Source organism: Olleya sp. 1-3, from assembly GCF_002836085.1.
Taxonomy (GTDB): Bacteria; Bacteroidota; Bacteroidia; order Flavobacteriales; family Flavobacteriaceae; genus Olleya; species Olleya namhaensis.
The window spans coordinates 84,804-108,903 of the sequence record NZ_PJBW01000005.1; the positions used below are offsets into that span (position 1 = coordinate 84,804).

Consider the following 24,100-nt stretch of genomic DNA (forward strand, 5'->3'; position numbering starts at 1 on the left):
AGATTGCCTATTGTCCTCTAAAGAAAATTACAGTACTTAACGTTTTAACAATGATATTAATATCAAGTAAAAAACTACGGTGTTTGATATAATATAAATCATACTGTAGTTTTAACAAACTATCATCAATACTAGAACCATAACGTGCTTTAACTTGCGCCCAACCGGTCAATCCTGGTTTTACAATATGCCGCGTTTCATAAAAAGGAATGACTTGAGATAATTCTTCTACAAAATAAGGACGTTCAGGACGTGGTCCTATTAAACTCATATCTCCTTTTAGAATATTTATAAACTGTGGAATTTCATCCAATCTAGACACACGTAAAAATTTACCAAAACTAGTTATACGACTATCATTTTTAGTCGCCCAAACAGCACCTCCCTGTTCGGCATTTTTAACCATGGTTCTAAATTTATAAATCTTAAAAGGAATACCGTTTTGACCAACACGCTGCTGTGAATAAAACAAACCACCTCTGTTACCAATCAAATTACCAATTAAAATTAAAGGTAAAAATACCGTACCTAAGAGTATTCCAACACAAGATAATATGATATCAAAAATACGTCGCGCCGTTAAGTATAACTTGTTTTTATTGTTTCGGCTAAACGGAAAATACTTATAAAAATCCTTCCCGACAAACTGCACAGGCACTCTAAACGTAATATCCTCATACACTTGCGTGTACTCTTTTATTGGGAACCCTTTTTCTAATAACGTTATTAAATCTGTATAAATTGAAGACGTGATATTTTCAGAATTATAACTAGCTATAACCACTTCAGAAATACTCTCATCTTTAATTATTTGATGTATCTCAGCAGGTGCATATTCTTTTAACCCCGTATACTTAATAGCGTGTTTTTTTTCCGTTTCACAATTAATAAACCCCATTATTTTATAATTAGGGTCGGCACTCGCAAATGCATCTACAATGGTTTTAATATTAGAAATTTCGCCAACCAAAAGTACTTTTTTAAAAAATCTAGGAGAAGAAATAAACGTAATATAAGCCCATCTCCAAACATACAATCCAAATAGAATTGCTAAATAAAAATACAGAATCTGCAATCTATTTTCTGGTAAAGATGGTGTATAGAAAGGCGTTAGTAAATAAAACAGTACCGTTACAGATGTGGTTAATAACACGGTCCCTAAAACCGTATCTAACCGACTTGATTTTTGTAAATCATACAATTCTAACACTGTACCAAATACGGTAATATATATAGCTAATACTACCAGCGATGTCCAGTTATCCTCGTAAACTCTAAAGTAATCAAAATCAAAAAACGTACTAACTGCAAATAACGATAATCCTATAAAAAGTAAATCAAATAAACGCAGTAGAATCTTACGTTCAGAAATTTCAAAGTGAATACCACTAGTATCAGTCATTGTTGTTTAGTTGGAAGAATTGATTCAAATATAACAAGTAATTGGATTAATGCAAGTCTTTTACTTTAAAGTAAGCAACCACTGTTGTTTTACAACCTCCCAATCAAAAGATTCTGCAGTGGATCTAGCTTGTTTTACAACAGACTGTAAAAATTCAGGCTTGTCTTTATAATCTAAAATAGCAGTAACAAAAGCATCTATAGCTTCTGGAGCAACCAATACGCCATTTATAGAATCCTCTATTAAATAAGGTAAACCGCCAACATTAGTAGAAACTATTGGTAATCCTAATGCCATTGCTTCAATAACACTAACGGGAGTATTATCAAAATTAGTCGTATTAATAAACACATTATAATCCTTTGCACGTGCTATCCAGTCTGCTTTACTTAATTTACCTGTAAAATCCACAGACACACCCAAACTTTTAGCATAGGCTTGTGTTGTATTTAAGCTGCCATCATTATCTGGTCCAATCATGCAAAGTGAAGCATCAACACCCTTTAATTTTAGGGCATGTAAAATGGAAACAGCTAATTTAGGATTATATAATTCTGAAAAAGAACGTACCCAAAGCAAACGGACGTGATCAATTGTACGCTGTTTAAACGGATACTGTTGGATGGCAATACTATTAGGAATTACTGTAACATTAGTATAACCATGGTTTTTAAACTGAATCTTTAAAAAATTAGAAGGCGCACTATTTACGTAGGCATTGTTAAATATAGAAGCACTTAATTTTGGATTATTTTTCAATCTATTAGACAAATTACCGCCATGTAAAATAGGAATGTACTTTAGTTTTAACATACGACATAGCTGACTGACCGCATACGCATAATAAAAGTTTAATGTGCTATAGGTATCAATCAATACGTAATCCGTGGCTTTACGATGCTTAAAAACCGTCCAAAGCATATCTATAAATCGGAATACAATATTGGTATAACTAGACGCATAAGACACTTTAAAACCAGCGTCTTCCAAACCCTTGCCTAAAGTATCAATAGTCGTGGCTGTTTTACCCGTGTTGGTTAATTTGTTTCCTATGTAAACTAGGTTTGTCATCAATAATATGTAATAAACTTAATGCATAAATAAAAGCTGGCGCAGCAATACGCATGGCCGAGTGGTTAATAGTTAGTAGCCAAAATAAATAAAAAGAAAAGAATAACACATTACTACGGTTTCCTATTCTAAACAATAATGGCACAACTAATAATATAGAAAAAGCAAAAACACCTAATAACCCGTGCTCTGCTATAATACGACTCATTTCGTTATGCGATGCAGCATGGATCCCCGTTTTTTGAAACCTTAAATCCTTAACACGCCCCACACCAACACCAAAAAAAGGATTTGCAATAAACTCGTCAAATTCTTCTAAAAACAAATCGCCTCGACCTGTTGTAACATCACTTTTTTCTTGACCTCTAGCATTTTGATTAGCATAACGTTTTTCAATCATCCCATTGGTTTGACTAGCCGAAAGTATCCAAGTAGCAACTCCAATACCTAAAAAGATAATCACAGATAATAACATCCTATTTTTATTAGCCTTATCCATGGTACGATACAAAACAAATATAAACGCAATAATCATAAGTATTGCGGTCCACACACCTCCGCGACTGAATGTCACTATTGCTCTAAAGGCAAATAATAAAACTAATGCTAAATCCAAATACCGCAATACTTTGGTTTTACTAAAATAAAAAAACCGAACCGTCATTAAAAATATACCTATGCCTAAAACAGTAGCCATCTGGTTTGGACCAAACCCTCCTGAAGCCGCAAAATTAGATCCTGTACTAGTGGACACCGCTGCTACATTTGGGTTATATAAAATAACATAAGTCAATGTGCTTACTAATGGAAAAATCGCAAAATTAATAATAGATTCTAATTGTGTTTTTGTAATCCTTAAACCATAACAAAACAGCGCTGCGACACCTAAACATACTGGACCACTCAAATTAAAAGCAATTGCTTTCTTGATATTTACTCCAACATCCAAAAGATACAACGACACATACACCGCAGGAATTAAAAGCACGATATACAATAAATAAGACGTCGCTTTTTTGTTAAAGCCATTATAAAACAAGCCCATTACAGAAAACATAATGACCAAATACTTACTGGCTTCGTAAAATGGGCCACTTTCCGTCATACGCAAAATAACCTCAGCGCCTAAAATGTAAGCACAAGCTTTAACAATTTCAAAACCTTTTAGTTGTTGTTTGGCATTAACAATCCTTATAAAAAAAAAGAAAAACACACCTACAAAATAAAGATTACCCAAAGGTCTTAATAGGTAAATTAAAGCACCAATTAAAATATGTATCCCTAAAAGTTTTAAATAATTATTTTGCATTTAAATTATCATCGATTATAAATAGTTACAACATGATTCAAAGTGGAAGTCTCTGAATAAACCTCCAAAATATGATTTCTTAAGTGTTGAGAATAAGATGCTCTTACGTCTTTGTTTTCTATATATAATTTAATAGCATCACAGAGGGCATCTTTATCATTAGATTCTATTACAATACCATTAACATGATTTGTAATTACTTTAGAGCACTGTCCAACATCTGTAGTAATAGTTGCTAACCCTTGTAAACCATATTCTAACAAAGCCAAAGGTAAACCTTCAGACTTAGAAGACAAAATCCCAATTTGAGCTTGGCTTAAAATATTTAAAATATCAGGACAACTACCATACATGAATACGTTATTGCCAAGCTTTAAATCACCTATTAGATTCTTTAAATTAATAGCATACTGATCGTTATGATTCTGTCCAACTAAATGAAGCGTCCAATCTGGATAAAACTTTAATAGTTGACTAAATGCTTCAATTAAAAATGGATGATTTTTATCTTCTCGTAAATTAGCCAAACAAATAATACGCTTTTGAGCCACCCCTTTTAAAACGGTTACTTTTTTAGTGGTATCCAGTTGTGGGTAATTTTGAATATAAGTAATGCTATTGTTCCACAGTCTTTTTTTTGCCCATTGTTCTAAATCTGCACTAACAACCAAAATGCTTGAAAAAAACAATGAACATATTTGTAAAACAACTGTGTGTAAAAAACCAGAATTAACACGATTTCCATAATGATCATGCCAAATCAATTTAATTTTTGGATTTAAAATTTTGATCATTACAGCTATAAAAAAAGAAGACCCATGGGCATGAATCGTTGAAATCTTATTCCTTTTTAAAAAACGCGATAACACATTAACAGCTTTTAAATCTAATGTTTTTGTCTTTTTCAAAAATAAATAGCCGACATCCTTACTCAAGTTCTCTTTTAACACCCCTTCCTTACGAGTGGTGCATAAATAACTTGCACCTACGTGGTTTAGCAATCCATTAGCATAACTTACAGCAACACGCTCTGCTCCTCCTGCCTCTAAACTATCTATAAGCTGTAATACTCTCATTTCCGAAGAAACAGGGTTCATATCACTATCTTTTTCTAAAGGTTTGTTCATAAACTAATTATGCTATTTACTTTTTACTAACGTCTTTATTTCTTCTTCAAAGAGGTCTAATGTATATTGTTGTGACCAGTCCGATGCTAATTTAGACATTGATACTAACGCCTCATTAGATTTTAAAGCTAATGTGATTTTAGAAACCACCTCATCCACATTAGGCGCTATAAGTATACCTCTTTTACCATAGTCTAACATATTTGGCACACAAGATATAGACGTTGCAATAGGTATGACGCCAAAAAACATAGCTTCTGCCAAGGCTTTGGGCCAACCTTCGGACTTAGAAGCTAATATTGTAAAATGAGCAGATTGTAACGCTATTTTTACTGTTTCACTAGTTTTATTACCATGCAGAACAATAGAGTCCTCTAGCTGTTTATCATCTATATACTGTTGCAATTTCGATTTTAAAACACCATCTCCAAACACTTGTAATTTACATGTAACACCTCGACTTAATAATTGCTCCACAATTTGAATAGCTAATAACGGACGTTTACCAGATACCAGGCTCCCTACAAACACAAAATCTAACGCTTTTGTATAATCACGAATAACAGGTACTACCCGATCTTGATTTCTATAAGTTGCTGTAAAAAATGATTTAATGTTTTTAGTTTGATTGGGCCACTCTCCATATACTAGAGCAGTCATCTTTTTTGTGTATTTTGTATTACTCAAAATCGTTTTTTGAAGACGATAACTTAAAGGCTGTTTTGCATTTGGATCCCAATTACCTGCATATTTTGCAGTTTTCACCTTATTTGGAAAAAAAAACTGTATCAAACTCCCTAATAACCCTATATTACCAGGACATCTTAAATGAATATGATCTGCACGCTGACAAGCTTTCCAAAGTTTTAAAAAAATATATGGCAATGCCAATAATGACTTTATTCCACGACTAATATTAATAAAGGCTATTGCAGGTATCTGAGTTAATGTAATATGATCATGACTATAAGCTATGTCTATCTCGGAAAGGGACATACTAGTTACCGGAGCAACAATCTCAACCTCATCCACATGATTCAACCACAAATTCATCTCGCGCACATAGGGTGCGTAAGCATACCATTTTAGGCCATTTGATTTGTGTAAGACATGACTTATTATTAAAAAACGCATTATTTATGTTTTGGAGGATTGAAAAATAAAGAGAACCAGCCTACAATTCTACCTAAGCTTTCAGTAAACGCTTCCTTTCTATTAGCTGTTGTAATAACATTAAGTAATCTTACCTTAGTTAGTAATATAGCGGTTAAATGCCATTTAAACCTCGCTTTTAAGGTTGGATTATCATATTTTACACGCCAAACATACCAACCGTTTCTAATAACCATTTTACCATAACGGAATTTATTTGGTCTGCCAGATGCTTCATGAAAATGTTCTAGTTGTGCTGCTGTATTTATATAAAGTGTGCCTTGTTTAGCTAAACGCAAAGAAAAATCAGCATCTTCATATAACCCATAACCTTCAAAATAAGTTGAAAAATTTAAAATATCAAACACTTCCTTTTTATAAGACGAAACACCTCCCATAATTTGTTCAACAGGATATACTTTTCCGGAAGGTGGTAAAAAACTAACCGATCTTCCATTTGAAAAACTAGGCATAAAACCAGGAGGCACATCCGGCAACACACCAAACAAGCGTCTTATTTTAAAACGCAGAGGTTCCTTACGTTGCCACCCATCAAAATAAAAGTAATTAACATCATTGTTTGTTGTTTGTTTTTGCCAACTTACTTCATTTACAATATAGCCACCTATTGCCAATGCATCAGGTTTTTCTGCATAAGTATTTAATAGGACTTCAAAGTAATTTGGTTTTAAAATGGTATCATCGTCAAGAAAACAGATTACCTCTGTCTTATCATCTACTAAATTTATCCCAAAGTTACGCTGTTTTGTTAGTCCACGATTAGATTCATCAACTTTATGATAATACAGATTGCTAAATGTATTATCAACCAATACAAGCTCTGTTTTAGTATCCAGTGAGCCATCCACAATTATAATAGTATTTGGATATAACGTTTGTTCCCTAACCGACTTTAATAGCTTTAAAAGTGGTTCTGGACGCATGTAAGTGCAAATGATTAACGAAAATTTCATTTTTTATTTTGTTCGAGTCCCTAAGGCTATTAGTTTTTTGGCATAAAACACAGATTTATTAAACTGTAGTAACCGTAGTGGTAATTTCACTAAACGAATGGGCCATTCGATAAGTTTGGCTTTCGTAAAATAAAAAACAAAATACTTAATTTTATATTCTCTACGTTGTCGCACCGTAAAATGTTTGTGGAGTTGATACATAATTGTTGGACTTGGTTTTGGTAATATCTTCTTGATTGGCGTATCTAATTCCCAAGGCTGTTGTTTCCGTTTTTTACCTACTACTTTTGCCTGACTACCCCAAAAGCGATAGCCACCAATTGGTGGTTTTAAATGTAAATTAACTGAAAAAGGGTTGTGTAAAACGGTCACTCCAAGTTTAGTAATTGCTAACCCAAAATCACTATCCTCACCATAACCGCCATCATAATTAATATCGTTACCAATAAGCGTGTCAACTACACGTTTAGAAACACAAGAATTTGCATTACTAAAAGATTGTGCTGCTCCAACCTTCCAGCGTTCTGCATCAAAAGCTTTTAATTTAACATCTAAATCCTGCAAAGTTTGTTTCTGGTGATCCGCCCTTATATCTAGTCCGTTACAAGCCTCCGCATTGTACGTTTGCAATAATCTAATATGGTTCTCTATAAACTCTGGTTGTAATCTGACATCATCATCTCCAAAAACAATATAATCACTAGTACATAAATCTATAGCTTCATTTCGTGCGCGACAACTTCCTTTACTTGTTTGCCATTTAAAAACCACTTTAAATGAATAGTTGTTTTCGTTATATAAAGTATAATCCCTAGATACCTCTGGTGTAGCATCAACAACAATAACTTCACTAGGCTTATAGGTTTGATGTTCTAAATCGTTTAATAGGTTTAAAGTAAAATCTTGTCGCAACATTGTGGGTATAATGTAACTAACTGTTGGTTTACCTGTTATAGCATTTAGCTGTCTTGGCGCAACCACATTTTTTCTTGGATTCAATTTAAATTGCTTAGCATAATGATAAGCCCTTAACTCACTAGGTTTCCAAAACCCTTTTCTAAACAACATATAAATAGCGTGTGAGCGCTTAAAACTCTTAAAATAAAATGTGTAAACTTCTTTTTTAGATATGGTAATATCTTCCATTACATCGGGAAATAAACCTTTTATATACAGCGGTACAGCACCTTGATAACGTAACCCATTAAATGCAAAATCTAAAGCTGCTGTTTGGAGGTTACCATAATCATTATCAAAACCACCCAAAGCATTCCATGTGTCTTTTCTTATTGCAAATTGACTTGGATTTACTCTCCAACTCACTGCTTTATCTAAGTTATTAAAATCACTAGCGTACCAAAAGTAAGTTACCGTTTGATAAACTATATCTGGAAATATATTAGCAAAACCTTGATCTAAGCTACTATGCCAAATATCACCTTCACCTTTAGCCAAATCATCAAGTTGTAACACATCAGGGTTACCAACATATAAAATAACACTTCCATTAGAAGCTATATATTCTGTAAAATTCATTTAAAATTATTCTTTTATAAACTTACTGTAAAATTGAACAGATTGCTCCGCAATAAGCGTTGAACTAAATTTTGAAATTATTTTTTCTCTAGCTGCTTTAGCTAAAGTCTCTTTTAATCTGGCGTCCTTCAAAATAGCACTAATTTTGTTAGCATAAGCCTCGTGCTCCTTTGGATGGACTAAAAATCCATCTTTACCATCATCAACTATCTCTTTAGCCCAACCCACATTTGAGGCGACTATTGGTTTTTCTAATGCCATTGCTTCCAACCAAGATACTGGAAGTGCTTCAGCAAATGTCGGAAACACACAAAGTGTAGCAACCTGAATGTGTCGTCTCATATCTGCATAAGGTACTGCCCCAATATACATTACTTGTTTCAAAGCCGATTCCGTAAACAAAGGCTGCATTAATTGCCAAGTCGATTTTGATTTTGTTTTTATATCTGGACTATCTTTGCCTACTAAAACTAATTTTGCTTCAGGATATTTTTTATTTACTAGATTAAAAATATAAGGTAATTCTAGAAGCCCTTTTTTTCTTATTAATGTTCCAAAATATAATATGGTATGATCAGTTGACTCCTCATTGTCAATTATGGGTTCCGGAGTGAAGTCTGTAAGGTTAATTGCATTAGGAATTACAGTAAAAGGTCTTTTAATATTAAACAACGTATTAGTTAGATCTCCTGTAAATTGACTTACCGAAATAATACCATCAACAGATTTTAAAGCCTGCTTTTCATGAAAGCGATTAATGGCTTTAACTGGTCTGTGATCTAAATGACAGAAATAAGTATCGGAACCATTTTCCCTAATTATCAATGGGCAATTAATATTAATAAACGATCCTATACCAGTCCAATCTGGAGCTTCTACTATGTCTATTTTTTGCGCTTTATGCAATCTATTTATTAGCTTTTGAATTTTCTTACGTGTTAAAAACCACGACAAACCTTTTAGCTTGGGGTTTTTAATTTTATAAAAAGCAATACCATTATCGCTAAACGTTACATCTTCTTCCTGACCATAAATAAGCAAAGACACCTCATGTCCTTGTTTTTGTAAAGCAACAGCAAGATGTTTTATACTAGTACCAATACCTCCAGAATGACCGATACGCTCATGTGGATATTCTGGTGTTAAGAATGCTATTTTCATAAATTAAATGCTGTTATAAGATGGTTGGTAAATGCTTTTGCTCCGTCTAAATTTAGATGACTACAATTATGAAACAAACTATCATCCTTAATTACTCTTGAAAAATCTTTAAAATTAGGTAACTTCTCATTAAGTTTTGAAAGGTAGTTATTAGATATTAATCCTGAACAATAAGGCGAGCAAAAATAATTAACCTCAATATTATTAACGCGACACAATGCTTCTATTTCTAAAATATTTTTATTAGACTTTATAATTTGCTCGGGCAAACCTGCAGCATGCTTCTCACCTTTCTTTATTGCGTTGTATAAAGGAACAAAACCATCTTTAAAATCAATTTTCGATTTTTTATTAATTGTTGATGCAAAAAATTCTCTAAAGCCTAATCTATAATCATTAGTGGCATATCTATAAAAAGGCACATAATAGTTTTTAATATAATTAGAATCAACTCTTTTCATATAATTTTTAATAATACTATTACTTCTTATATATGGTAAAGCTTGAGACCGTACAATATCAGAACTAGACTCAAAATTGAAAATATAATCTACTTGGATAAATAATCTTTTAATTTTAATTTTTTGACCAATTAACAACTTTAAAAAAACAGTCATATCATCCAATCTTGCGCCTTGCGTCCCTAAATTAATAGCCTCTTTTTTTGTGGCGCTTTTTATAATAGATGGCATAATAAAATTCTCTGTCCTTGAACTTCCTAAAAAAACATAATCTATATCGGTTCCTTCTTCAAGACTTAAAATATACTGCGTCTTATTTCTAGGTGTAGCATTTTGATAAACTTTAGTATACACCAAATCCAGTAGGTATAACAAAACAATTATTCCTATTGTAATTAAAACTAAATTTCTAATAAATGCTTTCATCTAAAATTGAAAATAAATAAAATTTGCATGCTCCGAATAAACACCCATGGTAATTGTTAAAATAATGACTACAAACAAAATGAGATGACTAAATCTACCAATAAAAGGATGTTCAAAATTTCTTGAACACCACTCTACAACAATAAACAGAATCAACAAAACAAGTGCTTCTATATTATAACGCTCTATAGTCAAGTATTGTAATGAAAATTCAAGATTAGTAAATAGTCTTCCTAAATAAGAAAAAGCATCTGTAATTGTATTTGCCCTAAAAAACACCCAAGCAAACGTCGCTAATAAAAATGTTGATACAATACTAAAAAGCGTTAACACCCCTGTTTTATCTGCATTAATTGAAACCGTATCTAAATACTTTCTATTTCTATTAAATAACAATAAGGGCAAAAAATAAAGTGCATTAAGAAATCCCCAAAAAATAAAGGTCCAATTTGCTCCATGCCAAAAACCACTAACTAAAAAGATAATAAATACATTACGCACTTTAAATATTGGGCTAACCATACTCCCTCCTAAAGGGATATAAAGATAGTCTCTAAACCAAGTAGACAAGGATATATGCCAACGTCTCCAGAACTCTGCAATGTTTCGTGAAAAATAAGGTTTATTAAAGTTCTGTTTTAAATCAAAACCTAAGATTCTTGATACACCAATGGCAATATCAGAATATCCCGAAAAGTCACCATAAATTTGAAAAGCAAAGTATATTGCTCCCAATAAAAGACTAAGCGTATTCATAGTCTGATAATTGTCAAAAATAGTAGTCACATATGTTGCACAAGTATCCGCTATTACTATTTTTTTAAAAAGTCCCCAAACAATTAAATACACACCAGACATTGCATATTTATAATCAAACGTGCGTTTTACACTAAACTGTGGCAATAAATGAGATGCTCTTTCTATCGGTCCAGCCACAAGTTGAGGGAAAAACGCGACAAACGTGGCAAAATTAAGTAAAGAAGACATGGGTTTTATTTTCCTTCTATACACATCAATCGTATAGCTCAACGTTTGAAACGTGTAAAACGAAATCCCCACAGGCAGTATTATGTTAAGAGATGTAACATTAGACTCAAATCCAAAACTAGCCCAAGCAGAAATCCAATTTTCTATAAAAAAATTAACATATTTGAAATAACAAAGTACTCCAAGGTTAAATACTATACTGATAGCTAGTAAGCTTTTACGATGCTTAACGCTTTGTTGTTTGCTTAATTGATTTCCTATAATATAATCTAGCAGCGTACTAAATATAATTAGACCTAAAAAACGCCAATCCCACCAACCATAAAACACATAACTAGCTAACAACAGAAAGCTGTTTTGTTTTTGAATTTTATCTTTTAATGGAAACCAATAGATTACAAAGACCACTACAAAAAAGACAAGAAATGTAAATGAGTTAAAAAGCATTGTTTTCTTTGTCTAATTATTGCTTTAATTCGTTAAAATGATGCTGTACCATCTTGTCAATTGAAAATTTAGACTCAATTAATCCCCTAGTATTTTCACTAATATACTTTTCACCTAAAATAATAGCTTGTAAAAGTTTTGCTAGTGTATTTACATCTTTAGTTTTAAAAATAAAACCGTTCTTGTTATGTATTACCACTTCCTCATTACCGCCAACTGGTGTTGTAATAACTGGAATATTAGCTGCTAAACTTTCTAAAATAGATAAGCTAAAACACTCCATGTGCGTTGGCTGAATCATATAATCATAATGTTGATATGTTGTACCTAATGTTGCACTACTTCCTTTAAAACTAAATACGTGCTCTAGATTATAAAAAATGACTAAATCATGAAGTGCTTTTTTATAAGGTCCATCTCCAAAAATATCGATACAAAGATTATCTTTCAAAATAGCAGGCAATGCACTTACTGCTTGAATTAAATCTTGAATCCCTTTTGAAAACCGTAAATGAGACACAACTAAAAACTTAGGATTCCTTTTTGTTCTTGTATCTGTTTTAGAGACAATGTCATCTATTAAAACACCATTATAAACTGTTTTTATTTTTGGTTTTAAAAAACTTCCAAAATCGTTTAAAATAGCATCGCTTGTATATTCTGACACACCTATAAATTGATCTATATGCTTTCCATATAGCATACCCTTTATTCTTTTTATAACTTTCTTTTTTATAGGATAACCATCTAACGGTCTCGGATTATGATCCACAGCAATAACAGTCGCAGAAAGCTCCTTTTTAATTGTTGCAAAAAAGGACGTGCACAACTCTACAAAATGAGTAATTACATGGGTATAATTGGTTGTATTATTTAATATATAATTAGAAAAATTAGTCTCTACAGTCTTTGTCTTATCAGCTATAATATTTAATTCGCTATACTTACCATGAGTCGCTTGATTTGGAAAAAACCAATCAACTTTAATCTTGTTTTTTTTACACACCGTATCAAACGCCCAGAAAAAATAATCCATGCCACCAACACGGTCTTCTAGTAATTGATAATTACAGATTATAGCTATATGTTGTCGTTCTATATCCATGACACTAAAGCTTTCACTAGTGTTTCACTTGTTTCTTCTAGTGGCACTCCTATTTGTTGATTTACAAGTTGTTTACGGTTTTTAGAATCGCTATCATCAAATAAATATCGATTTATAGCATCTATTAATTCCTTATCGTTTTTTACAATATTAGACGCTTTACTATTTACAACATGCATAATATGCTCATATCCTAAAAAACGTTGATCGTTATATAATCCATTTTCATCATTCCCAAAAATAGTATTAATCACAGGTTTATCAAACAACATAAAATCTAAACTCATCGTAGAAAGCATATTGATATTAATATGACAATATTCTAATATTCCTCTTAATTGTATAACATCCTCCACAGATGGTATACGCTGAGACCACGACTCTTGATGACTAGCTCTGACTTGTTCCCATTTTGGAAAATTCCATTTTATAAAAGGATACGCATCCACGAGCGATTTAAACCTTACAGGATCTTCAGCGGGAGAGGTACGCACTATTAAATTAACCTTTTCAATTGTTTTGTTACTGATTGCATGTGCTATTGTTTTTATATACAATTCATCATTTTTACTAGTTGAACTATCACCACAACTAAAGCAAATTGTTTTGTGATTTTGGTTTAACTGAAATAGATTATAAAACGCGTCCTTACTCATTTTATATTTTGGCATAACATATGGTTCAAACTGAGGTGTCCCAACAACCTTAACCTCATCTGGTTTAACCAATTTATAAAATTCAAGTAAGTCACTTTTCATTAAGTCACTCCAAACTAAATAATAGTCAAAATTTGAAGCCATGCGCCCTTTAGACGCTAAATTATCCCAACTAAAAATAAAAGCAGCTGTTTTAATTTTTAGTTTTTTTGCGGCATAAACTAATGGTGCAATATATGGTGGACGTTGGTGTGTAAAAAATAGTAAATCGAAATTTTCTTCTTTTAAAATATTTTGATATTGCTTTGTAATTTTATTATTAGAAAAAGTGAAGTTTTGTAGGTTTTGATAGGTTTGAATATGCTTTTCAGAATGAAAGCCACTAGTAAATTTATATATTAATCGCGTACCAAATCCTCTTGTTGTTTTTAATTTAGACGTGTTAATTAATAAGTTGTCCTGAATACCTAAATTATCTTTAGCATGCAGTTTTAAATGCGCAACTTCCTTTGCTTTTCTAAAAAACCAAGTCTTATATTGTTCATTAAACACTTCTAATTCTATAATACGACAAGTTGTATGTCCTTTATATACATGTGCTGGTAAGCATGATAAAATTACAATCTTATCAAACTCTTTTTCGGCGTTAATTAAAAAATCACTTAAAATAAAATTTCTAAAACCAACTCCATCTGTTATTACTAGTCCTAATGTTTTCATGATAATGTAATAAACTGTTTTTGGTGGTTAGTATCCCAAAAAGCCTGAAGCTTTAAAGTTTCTAAAAAAGCTTCCGCACTATTTCCTGTTCCAAATGCAATTTCCTCTTTTGGACTACTATTTTTCTTTTGAACTATGGCTTCTAATATGTCTTGAGTTTTATAACTAGTATTAATAATTGATTGTAATACCGATCGATTATCTTGTCTTGTACCAATATTAATAGTAGGTATACCATAATAAGGCGCCTCTCTAATACCAGCACTACTATTACCTATTATAAATTCTGCTTTTTTTAATAGCGTTAAAAAATATTCGAATCTAACTGACGGAAATACCCTAAAGCGATCATGACCATTTAGTTTATTATAAGCTTCCAAAATAGCTTGACTACCTAAATCGTTATTAGGGAAAATAATTACATAGTTTTTATTGCTCTCTACAAGCGCAGTAACAAAATCTTGAGCATATCTTTTTATGTTTTTATACTCTGTTGTTACTGGGTGAAACATTGCTACAGCATAATTTGAAAAATGTATGTCGTAATATGTTTTTACCGTTTCTATTGTTGGCAACGTATTAGAAAACATAATGTCAATATCTGGCGAACCAATAGTAAAAATGGATTCTGGCAATTCTCCCATTTGTTTCAAAAGACTTTTTGCTTTTTCATTCGCCACAAAATGAATATGACTCATTTTACTGGTTGCATGACGGATAAGCTCGTCTATAGTGCCAGACAATTCGCCTCCTTCTATATGTGCAACTAAAATGTTATTTAAACTACCTACAATTGCTCCTGCTAATGCTTCTACGCGATCTCCATGTATCACAATTAAGTCTGGACTGGTTTTTTTTACAAAAGCCGAAAAACCTGAAATGGTTTTGGCTAAAGTTAAATCCATAGTAGCTTCATCTGTGTGATTATTAAAAGTGGAAATATTTTTAAAACCACAACGCTCTACTTCTATAAGTGTATAACCGTATTCCTCAAGCATGTGCATACCGGTAACAAAAATATGTGCGTCAAAACCCACTTGGTCTTCCAAAATTGCTATTAACGATTTTATTTTACCAAAATCTGCACGTGTCCCTGTTAAAAAGGCAATGTTTTTTATATTACTCAATATCTTTCCAAGTTAGTTGTTGGTCATTAGCAATTGCTTGTGTTGCTTTTTTGCCTAAAATAGATTCAAATTTATCGGCTAATATAGCTCCTGTCCCAGGTCTTTTAACCCAGATATTATCTTTTGTAAACACCTCTCCTTTTGCAATTCCTTTTATTGTACATACGGTTGCAAAAGCAAAATCTATAGTCACTTGTTCTTCTTTTGCGGGTTGTTTTGTTCCCCCGCGCATCAATGCCATCTCTGCACTACTAGTAATAAGTGTTTTACAAGCTTCTTCATCCATACTACATATAATATCTGGACCTGTACGTTGCATGTGGTCAGTAAAATGACGTTCTAATATAGAACCTCCAAGCGCTACAGCTCCTAAACAGGCATTATTGTTTAAAGTATGATCGCTTAAACCAAACACTTTATCTGGAAACGCTTCGTGTAATTGCATCATGGCACCAAAACGCACCAAATGAATTGGTGTTGGATATAAATTTGTGGTATGTAATAGCGCAACTGGCACTTTATATTTATCAAAAATAGCAACTGCTTTACTTACACTTTCAATGGTATTCATGCCTGTACTTAATATTACAGGCTTACCAAACTGTGCAATATGCTCTAAAAGCGGGTAATTATTACACTCTCCAGAGCCTATTTTATAAGCCGGAATATCAAATTTCTTTAAGCGTTCTGCTGCTGCACGAGAAAATGGTGTAGAAATAAAAATCATGCCTTTAGATTCTACATACTCTTTTAAAGCTAACTCATCTACTTCATTTAAAGAGCAACGTTCCATAATTTCATAAATTGAAACATCCGCATTTCCGGGTATCACCTTTTTTGCTTCGCCACTCATTTCATCTGCAACAATATGTGTTTGGTGTTTTACAACCTCAACGCCTGCCCTATGTGCAGCATCAACCATGGCTTTAGCTACTTGTAAAGAGCCTTCATGATTTATACCGATTTCGGCAATAACTAAAGGCGGAAAATCTTGTCCAATCTTGCGACCTGCTATTTCTATATATGGTTTATTCATTTATGTGTTTATTATAAAGGTATTCGGCATAATCAAAATCATCTTGTGTGTCAATATCAACGGTTGCAAATGGATGTTCAATTTCCATTGGAAATGCATCTTCTGTAATAATTTTATTATTTAATATATATGCTGCTTTTGTAATATACAGCAATCCGTTTTCAAAATATAAAGGTTCTAAATCCTGACTACGTTGTCCAGGTTTGTAATTAAATGGCTTAAAAATACCTTTATCAATTTTCCCGAATTTATGATAATTTCTACTCACCGTAAACAAACTGTTGCAGTTTTTATTGATATATAGCGTATAAGCTTCCTGTAACAAATTATTTGGCCTTAACGGATTTGTTGGTTGTAATAAAATAATAGTTTCTATTGTGTTATCTAATGTTTCTATTACATGCTTTAAAGCGGTTACTGTTGGCTCTAGATCTCCTGATAATTCTTTTGGACGCTCGACAACCTTTGCACCAAATTTTAAAGCAATTGCTTTTATATCATTACAGTCTGTAGACACATATATATCGTCTATAAAAACAAACTGTTTTGCATAATTAATACTGTGTACCAATAATGGTATACCACCAAGTGTCTTGATGTTTTTTTTAGGTAATCGTTTAGAATTACCTCTTGCTGGTATAATTGCTATTGTTTTCAATAGTTTTTAAAATTTTTTAAGTGTTTTTTTTATGCTCTTTTTCCCATGTATTACAAAAGAATTTATTTTAAAATTAAAAAGAGCAATCAATTTTAGAAATTCCGCCTTAATTACTAAGACATAAAACTTAGGGTTAATCTTAAATCTTTTCGGATTAAATGAAACCCATCTATCAGGAAAATAATCTTTATCATCATTCTCTATTCTAAATTTGCCTCTAAAATTTTGAATAGGTCTAATTATTTTAGAGTCTTCCTTTTCACCTAACCACGCTAACCACCATGAAAAAGTCGAATTACTAATAACAAAATCGTTACACAAGGAGCCTAAAACAAGCTGCTCTATTGCTGTTGTTTTTTCTACAAACATAGCATTAGCAAGAAAACTAAAGTGTTTTTTACAGTAATTAATATCATCACTAGTAAATATTAAATTTCGCTCTTCCCAATCACTAAACTGCGTTGTTATTGCTAAGAAATAATACTTATAATCTAACTGAAAATAATAAGGATTGTTAACAAAATCACCTCTTCTTACAGAGATTAATATATGCTTTTTCGATAACTCATTCTTATATTTTACTTTAACTGATTCTATTAATTCTGGCTTAAATTCAAATTGTTTTTTAACATTATCTCTATCAAAATATTTTTCACTTTGAAACCATCCATTTAGATTGTAATCGCCGTTTGGAAGTATTAACTCATTATAATCAAAACCAACTTCTCGTATTATATTAAATTCTTTCTTAATAGGCACGGAAGGTAATTTATTTATAAAGCTATTATAATATTGCCATTCTGGAAAACCATAATCCTGATTACTCTGTTTTGCTATACTTAATGTAGAGGCAATTTGAAATAATTGATTACCAAGATTTCCTTTTTTACCAAGGTTAGAATATATTATCACTTTGACTTTAATTTAGGATTCCAATAGATAATAGTATCATGTAATTTATTGTATTGATCTAATTCATATATTGAAAAAGCTGTTCTTTGAGATAATAATTTAGGTAAATTAAAAATAACATTTATTATCGCTCCAAAAATGGCTAACAATGCTTTAAAATCTCCTTTAAAAACTTTTGTTTTAAACTGTATCCATAGCGTGTATGCTAATTTTCTTGGGATATTTTTGATAGGATAAAACATAAAATATAAATACCAACCAGATCTTAAAGAGCGTCTTAATCTTAACCCATAATCTTTATTTGTTTTTCTTGAACGCACATTTACGCGATGCTGCACAAGTATATTGGGTACATACCATACTTCCCACCGTTTTTTAAATAAATGATAACTGGCAAACGCTTCTTCTCCATAAAAAATAAACCAATCTGGATAATTAGGTATGTCTCTCCATGCATCCATTCTCCAAACATGACCGCAGCCTACAAAACCTTTTACTTTTGTATTTTCTAATTCGTGAGCTAACTTATTAGGTAATTCTTTGCCCCAAAAAATTCTACATGCTATTACTGCACAGCTAGAATTGTTAGAAAAAAAATGTTCTATAACTTCTAAAGGATTATTAGAAACTATATGTGCATCATCATCTAAGGTAATTGCATAATCTGACGTTGTTTTACTTAGTAAGCGATTACGACTAAAAATTAATCCTTTACTCTCTTTGTTCTTTAATAAAAGTATATTACTATAATTCTCTTCTAAATACTCTGATGTGCCATCGTTTGAGCCATCATCACAAACAATACATTCCACATTATCCTTTTCTAATAAATAAGATATTAGATTTAAAGTAAACTTTAAATCTTCTAACCTATTTTTTGTAGTTATTAGTATTGAAAATTTAGATGTATTCATTTAGTAACCTTGTGGTGTTTTAATTTTAAAGATTTTTTTTATAGTTTTTTTTATTATTTTATACTTTAAAACACTTTCATTATTATATTTCAAACTTGGGTACAAACCTAATTCGGGAACTGACTCTGGTTTAGTATTAATAGATTTATAAATAGAAATCATCCAATCCTCTAAGTTATTACCCATGTGTAAAGCGTAATAATTATAAGTTGACAAACGTAATCCAAAACTAGAATCTATTGGAAAATCAACATAATTTTGTTCCGATTCACTTCCAACTTTAATATAGGAAGGTTCTTTTGGCGTATTATTAAAAAGCACATCGCGACGTACTGTAACAATCTGATGATCACTTCCTACAATCGCACTTTTCCCTTTGCTACTAACTACAGGCCAAAGTTGTTTTTTATCTATATCTTTTTCCCAATTTATACTATCTAAAAATAGATTATAATTTTCAAAATTTTCTTCAATTGGAAGGAAACTTAATTTTACTTCTTTTTTAAGAATCGCTAATTTTGTTGAGTAGGTAAAATAATTAAATCCTTTTCGCGTAGGAATGGGAGAAACAGAAGACACATTTTTAAATGCATTAAAAATCTCTATAGTTTTTGTTACCCAACTTGGTTTAAAAAGAATATCGCAATCTGTAAGAGTCAAAATTGGTTCTCGACTTGCTCGAGCAGCACCAATTAAAGCATCAATTTTACCAATATTAGTCGCCAGCAATTGTAGTGCGTCTATCTCTTTATTTTTAAATAACTCAATTAAATAACTCTGAACCTCTACACAAGACCCATTATCTACAAGTGTAATCTTAGAGGTATTAGGTATTGTTTTAATTAACGATTTAATAGAAACTTTTACAACCTCAAGCATTCTAGCATAATAACCTGTTAATTCTGGGATATAAATAACCATTATAATTCTATGATTAGATTCTAACTTTACTTTATAATCTTTTTTTTGAGGATTAACACCTACTCTCATAATAATTAACCTTAATTAATAATATTATCTATATGTTCTTTAAACTTTTTATCACTAAAATAATCTCCAAATGGAGAAATAACATCTCTGTTTTGCAATTGGTTTATTAAAAGTTGTTCTAGTTTATTAGTAATATCGTACTTATCATTGCTAGTGGCAATAAACTTACTACTTGTTGTTATATGTCTTGTCTCACTTTCTTCTGGACACACATTAAATACCTGACTATTTATAGCATCGGCTGCAGGGATTTTACCTGGCAGTATATTACTATACTTCAAGTTGTTTTCTAATACGACAACGACATCTGACTGCTCATTTTGTTCGTTATACGAATTCGAAAAACTACTAGCCTCTAGAACAATAATATTAGAAAATGCTTTATACTTTTCCTTTAAGCGCCCGTATTGGTTACTCTTTAAGCGTAATACAAATTCTGTATCTCTTTTAATATCATCATTCCTATTAATACAATTCAAATAGGCCTCTAAAACAATATCCATATCTCTACCCAATTGTAATGTACCATGGTAACAAATAGAACATTTTTTTTCTTTTTTTCTTACAGAACTATGATCTTCAAGATTAAAGACAGTTTTATTAAATTGATGAGGCAATGTTTTAAAAACTTTACTTGACCCATACAATAACGTCATATCTTTAGACAAGTAACTTGATGGCGTAATACATAATTTAGAATGATCTACGATATATTTCATTCGCTTTAATCTGAAAAGCTCTAATGATTCTAAGGCTACATTAGAGCCCGTATCCCAAAAATTAGGATAAGGATCGTGAAAATTAATTATTGCTTCATTTAATATAGGCAAATCATGACATGCTAATATTGTTTCATATTCAAGCCCAGAACTTCTAACAAAAACATGATTATAAGACTTGTAATTTATTTTTTCTATTAATTTTTTATAATTATTTTGAATATGAAGTTCTTTTAAAGACCTATGAAATAAACGCCAATATATTTTATTAATCCAACGTGTTGTAAATGGAATTGTTTTTGAAATCGTATGCTCTTCTATAGAATTAACGTTTAACAATTTTAAGTCGTCATTTGTTGAGTGGCTTTTTACATAAAACAAATCTATTATAGACTCTGGATAAGCTTTTCTAAGATTAGCAATAAAAGATCTAGATACAATACCCTCACTTGTACCCGACACCCTTAAATCTTGGACTATTATTAAAAATTTTAATGTATTACTCAACATATATTTTAATTAGTTTCTCTTAGTAAATTTCCTTTTTACTTTTACAACAAAAGATTGTATATTCTCTTTTAACGATTTAAAAAATAAGATTAATAAATGAGAAGATGGCATATACGACAAAGGGTTATCAATTTTCTTTTTTAATCTATAATTTTCAAAATACATATCGTAAAAATTAGTTTTTCTGTAGCTTTCTATATGTTTATTAAATATATATAATCTAGAATCGTAACCATAACTATTATTTATCATGGTTACATTTAAAGATTGTTCTTTAATTCTATAATAAAACTTACAACTATTTATTTTCACAACTTCCCCTCCTGATTTTAAAAGATGTATCCAAAACTCCCAATCTTCTAATCCTACGGTTAACTTCTCATCAAAACCACCAATACGTTCCCAATCTTTTTTTCTAAAAAGGGATGTGCAATGTAACATGTTTTTATACAAAAGGTCTTCAAAGTTATAATTGTCTAAATTCCACTTTTTATTTGGCTTATTTAACAAGTAAGATGCTCCATAAACTACTTTAACGTCACTATTAAATGCTATTATATTATAACATTCCTCTAAATAATTTTTACTGATTTTATCGTCTGCATCTAAAGGTAATATATATTCACTTGACGCCATTTTTATAGCATTATTCCTAGCTTTACTTACCCCTGTGTTTTCTTGATAGTAATATTTAAATCTAGTATCTTTTTTCACCCACTTTGTTACAATTTCTTTGGTATTATCTATACTACCATCATCTAAAATAATACACTCAAAGTCGGAAAATGTTTGTTTAGCAACAGATTCTAGTGCTACTATAATAAATTGTCCATAATTGTATGAAGTTACAACTACTGTAATTTTAGCTTGTAACATTTACTTATATTTATGTGTTAATTTGTACGTCATTATTTTAGGCATTAAAAAAACAATACGTTTTATCTTACAACGTATTATATATAAATACATTAATTTAAACCAATACATTATATTTTTTTTGTTATCAAAAAAAGTTTTTTCTATTCTATCAAATATTAAATCATCAAGCTTTTTAGGCATTTTACTATAATGATTTTTCAACATATAATAATAAAAATTAAATGTAGCATTCGCTTTTATAGCATAGTCATTAGTTCTACTTGTAATATTTTTACCGCTATCTCTGAAATTAGAAATAGCATTATTAATCGTATAAATAGTATTAAACTCACTAAACTCCATCACAGCCAATAAATCACTAAACCAAGCTAATGGTAGCTCTTTAAATTTAATATTTCCTACTAGTTTTTTTTTAAAAATATATTCGCTTAAAGTACTTCTTGTTTCTCCTTTTAATTTTCTATATAAAAAGTCTGTTGCTATCTCCAATTTTGGATGTTTGTAAAGTTTAGATGTTACTTCATTTTTTTCATTTATAACATGGGTAGCATATCTAACAACACCTATATTATGTGTGTTTATTTCTTTCAAATTATTATAAAATTCTGCTACAAAATTAGAACTAACAGTATCATCGTCCCCGAGAACCATTAACCATTCTTCGTTTTTAGCCATAGCAATACAACGCTCCCATTGTCTTACTAAAGACTGTCCTCCTAAATTACTATTAAATTTTATATAAGTAAACTTAATAGTATCCTTGTAACTGTCTAATAAACTAGAAGGGTCTGTTGGGCTCGCATCATTACCAATATAAACATGAAACTGCTTATTTGTTTGACTAGCCAAACACCCTAAAGTCTCGTTAAAGAAATCTATTTTATAATATGGTATAACAATAGCTAACATTTACTTTTTAAAATGTTTAGTTATTAACTTTTGACTTAATTTTAACAAGCCTATTTTATTTAATCCTGCTTCTATTTTACATCCTATTTTGTATGCATTAGAATGCTTTATAGTATTGTATTTAATATTTAAATCATGAATTTTATTTAAATTTCTTTCAGTAGTAACTATAGAAAAATCATTATACTTGTTTGCAGGTATTAACTCTTTCAATAATATTAGGGCCTTTATTTGATCTTCAATAATATCGTGAGATTGGGTTCTACTATTGGGATGCAGTCTATATAAAATTAATTCTTTATTCAAAAAAAAGACTTTAGGATTCTGCTTAAAAATACTGACCCAAACCATCCAGTCTTCTTGAGCTGTCATGTGCTCAGGAAATCTAACATTATTAAATAATTCGGTTCTAAGCATAGCGAAATGCATAGGCAAAGAAAAACTATAATTCCATTCAAAAATAAATGTATTTAAATTAAATTCAATAGTTGTTAAATCACAAAAAGGATCTAATGTATTATTAATGCTATCCTTAAACATTCTAAAATTAGAAATAACTATATCAAGTTTATCATCTTCCTTTAACAAGTTTAAAGAGTCTTCTAATTTTGTAGGTAATAAATAGTCATCTGCATCTAGAAATTGAATATAATCTCCTTGTGCTAAATTTAATCCCGAATTTCTAGAAGCACTAACTCCAGAATTTAAATTAGTTTGTGAAATGAATCGCTTATCTTTTTCTACATAATGAGCAATAATTCCTGCTGTATTATCAGTACTACCATCATTAATCAAAATACATTCCCACTCAGAGTAACTTTGATTAATCACGGATTGTAAGGTTGTTGATAAAAACTCACCTTGGTTATAACAGGGTACTATTATTGATATTAAATTTTTACACATTTATTT

22 protein-coding genes are annotated in these 24,100 nt (G+C 30.9%); all 22 read right to left on the bottom strand.

Annotation, left to right across the window (positions count from 1 at the left end):
- Positions 1 to 7: 7 nt before the first annotated feature.
- The 22 genes from CXF54_RS06770 to CXF54_RS06875 are packed head-to-tail and all read right to left on the bottom strand — an operon-like array spanning position 8 to position 24,094.
- Positions 8 to 1,402, bottom strand: coding sequence for a sugar transferase (locus tag CXF54_RS06770; protein WP_101202952.1), 1,395 nt, complete (start codon positions 1,400 to 1,402; stop codon positions 8 to 10).
- 60 nt (positions 1,403 to 1,462) lie between these two features.
- Complete coding sequence (locus tag CXF54_RS06775; RefSeq protein ID WP_101202953.1) at positions 1,463 to 2,473, bottom strand: glycosyltransferase family 4 protein; 1,011 nt, start codon at positions 2,471 to 2,473, stop codon at positions 1,463 to 1,465.
- Positions 2,427 to 3,782 (bottom strand): O-antigen ligase family protein, encoded by a 1,356-nt coding sequence (locus CXF54_RS06780; protein ID WP_101202954.1) that lies wholly within the window; start codon positions 3,780 to 3,782, stop codon positions 2,427 to 2,429. Before CXF54_RS06780 ends, CXF54_RS06775 begins: the two co-directional genes overlap by 47 nt.
- Before the next feature lie 8 nt (positions 3,783 to 3,790).
- Entirely contained in the window at positions 3,791 to 4,909 is a 1,119-nt protein-coding gene (locus CXF54_RS06785; protein ID WP_232782584.1) for a glycosyltransferase, read from the bottom strand.
- Positions 4,910 to 4,921: 12 nt separating this feature from the next.
- Positions 4,922 to 6,043 (bottom strand): glycosyltransferase, encoded by a 1,122-nt coding sequence (locus CXF54_RS06790; RefSeq protein WP_101202955.1) that lies wholly within the window; start codon positions 6,041 to 6,043, stop codon positions 4,922 to 4,924.
- Positions 6,043 to 7,035 carry a glycosyltransferase family 2 protein gene (locus CXF54_RS06795; RefSeq protein ID WP_101202956.1) on the bottom strand — a complete coding sequence of 331 codons (993 nt, stop codon included), beginning with the start codon at positions 7,033 to 7,035 and terminating at the stop codon, positions 6,043 to 6,045. Before CXF54_RS06795 ends, CXF54_RS06790 begins: the two co-directional genes overlap by 1 nt.
- Before the next feature lie 3 nt (positions 7,036 to 7,038).
- Complete coding sequence (locus CXF54_RS06800; RefSeq protein ID WP_101202957.1) at positions 7,039 to 8,571, bottom strand: glycosyltransferase family 2 protein; 1,533 nt, start codon at positions 8,569 to 8,571, stop codon at positions 7,039 to 7,041.
- 6 nt (positions 8,572 to 8,577) lie between these two features.
- Entirely contained in the window at positions 8,578 to 9,732 is a 1,155-nt protein-coding gene (locus CXF54_RS06805; protein WP_101202958.1) for a glycosyltransferase family 4 protein, read from the bottom strand.
- Positions 9,729 to 10,619: a hypothetical protein gene (locus CXF54_RS06810; RefSeq protein WP_101202959.1), complete on the bottom strand. Its 891-nt coding sequence runs from the start codon at positions 10,617 to 10,619 to the stop codon at positions 9,729 to 9,731. Before CXF54_RS06810 ends, CXF54_RS06805 begins: the two co-directional genes overlap by 4 nt.
- Positions 10,620 to 12,053, bottom strand: a complete 1,434-nt coding sequence (locus CXF54_RS06815) for an MBOAT family O-acyltransferase (RefSeq protein WP_101202960.1) — start codon at positions 12,051 to 12,053, stop codon at positions 10,620 to 10,622.
- 16 nt (positions 12,054 to 12,069) lie between these two features.
- Positions 12,070 to 13,158, bottom strand: a complete 1,089-nt coding sequence (locus CXF54_RS06820; RefSeq protein ID WP_232782585.1) for a glycosyltransferase family 4 protein — start codon at positions 13,156 to 13,158, stop codon at positions 12,070 to 12,072.
- Positions 13,149 to 14,534: a hypothetical protein gene (locus CXF54_RS06825; RefSeq protein ID WP_101202961.1), complete on the bottom strand. Its 1,386-nt coding sequence runs from the start codon at positions 14,532 to 14,534 to the stop codon at positions 13,149 to 13,151. The genes CXF54_RS06820 and CXF54_RS06825 overlap by 10 nt, the downstream gene beginning before the upstream one ends.
- Positions 14,531 to 15,652 carry a UDP-N-acetylglucosamine 2-epimerase gene (gene neuC / locus CXF54_RS06830; RefSeq protein ID WP_198551049.1) on the bottom strand — a complete coding sequence of 374 codons (1,122 nt, stop codon included), beginning with the start codon at positions 15,650 to 15,652 and terminating at the stop codon, positions 14,531 to 14,533. The genes CXF54_RS06825 and neuC overlap by 4 nt, the downstream gene beginning before the upstream one ends.
- Before the next feature lies 1 nt (position 15,653).
- Positions 15,654 to 16,697, bottom strand: a complete 1,044-nt coding sequence (locus tag CXF54_RS06835; RefSeq protein WP_101202963.1) for an N-acetylneuraminate synthase family protein — start codon at positions 16,695 to 16,697, stop codon at positions 15,654 to 15,656.
- Positions 16,690 to 17,355, bottom strand: coding sequence for a cytidylyltransferase domain-containing protein (locus CXF54_RS06840; RefSeq protein ID WP_101202964.1), 666 nt, complete (start codon positions 17,353 to 17,355; stop codon positions 16,690 to 16,692). Before CXF54_RS06840 ends, CXF54_RS06835 begins: the two co-directional genes overlap by 8 nt.
- Positions 17,356 to 17,361: 6 nt before the next feature.
- Positions 17,362 to 18,267 carry an alpha-1,2-fucosyltransferase gene (locus CXF54_RS06845; protein ID WP_157823410.1) on the bottom strand — a complete coding sequence of 302 codons (906 nt, stop codon included), beginning with the start codon at positions 18,265 to 18,267 and terminating at the stop codon, positions 17,362 to 17,364.
- On the bottom strand, positions 18,264 to 19,181 hold the full coding sequence (locus tag CXF54_RS06850; RefSeq protein WP_101202966.1) for a glycosyltransferase family 2 protein: 918 nt from the start codon (positions 19,179 to 19,181) through the stop codon (positions 18,264 to 18,266). The genes CXF54_RS06845 and CXF54_RS06850 overlap by 4 nt, the downstream gene beginning before the upstream one ends.
- Complete coding sequence (locus CXF54_RS06855; protein ID WP_101202967.1) at positions 19,182 to 20,171, bottom strand: glycosyltransferase; 990 nt, start codon at positions 20,169 to 20,171, stop codon at positions 19,182 to 19,184. It abuts the gene before it with no gap.
- Positions 20,172 to 20,182: 11 nt separating this feature from the next.
- The gene (locus CXF54_RS06860; protein ID WP_101202968.1) at positions 20,183 to 21,400 is read right to left on the bottom strand and encodes a hypothetical protein; all 1,218 of its coding nucleotides are present in this window, start codon (positions 21,398 to 21,400) and stop codon (positions 20,183 to 20,185) included.
- A 9-nt stretch (positions 21,401 to 21,409) separates the two neighbouring features.
- Entirely contained in the window at positions 21,410 to 22,276 is an 867-nt protein-coding gene (locus CXF54_RS06865) for a glycosyltransferase family 2 protein (protein ID WP_101202969.1), read from the bottom strand.
- A complete protein-coding gene (locus CXF54_RS06870; RefSeq protein ID WP_101202970.1) occupies positions 22,277 to 23,188 on the bottom strand; it encodes a glycosyltransferase in 912 nt (303 codons plus the stop codon). It lies immediately after the preceding gene.
- Complete coding sequence (locus tag CXF54_RS06875) at positions 23,189 to 24,094, bottom strand: glycosyltransferase family 2 protein (protein ID WP_101202971.1); 906 nt, start codon at positions 24,092 to 24,094, stop codon at positions 23,189 to 23,191. It lies immediately after the preceding gene.
- Positions 24,095 to 24,100: the final 6 nt, after the last annotated feature.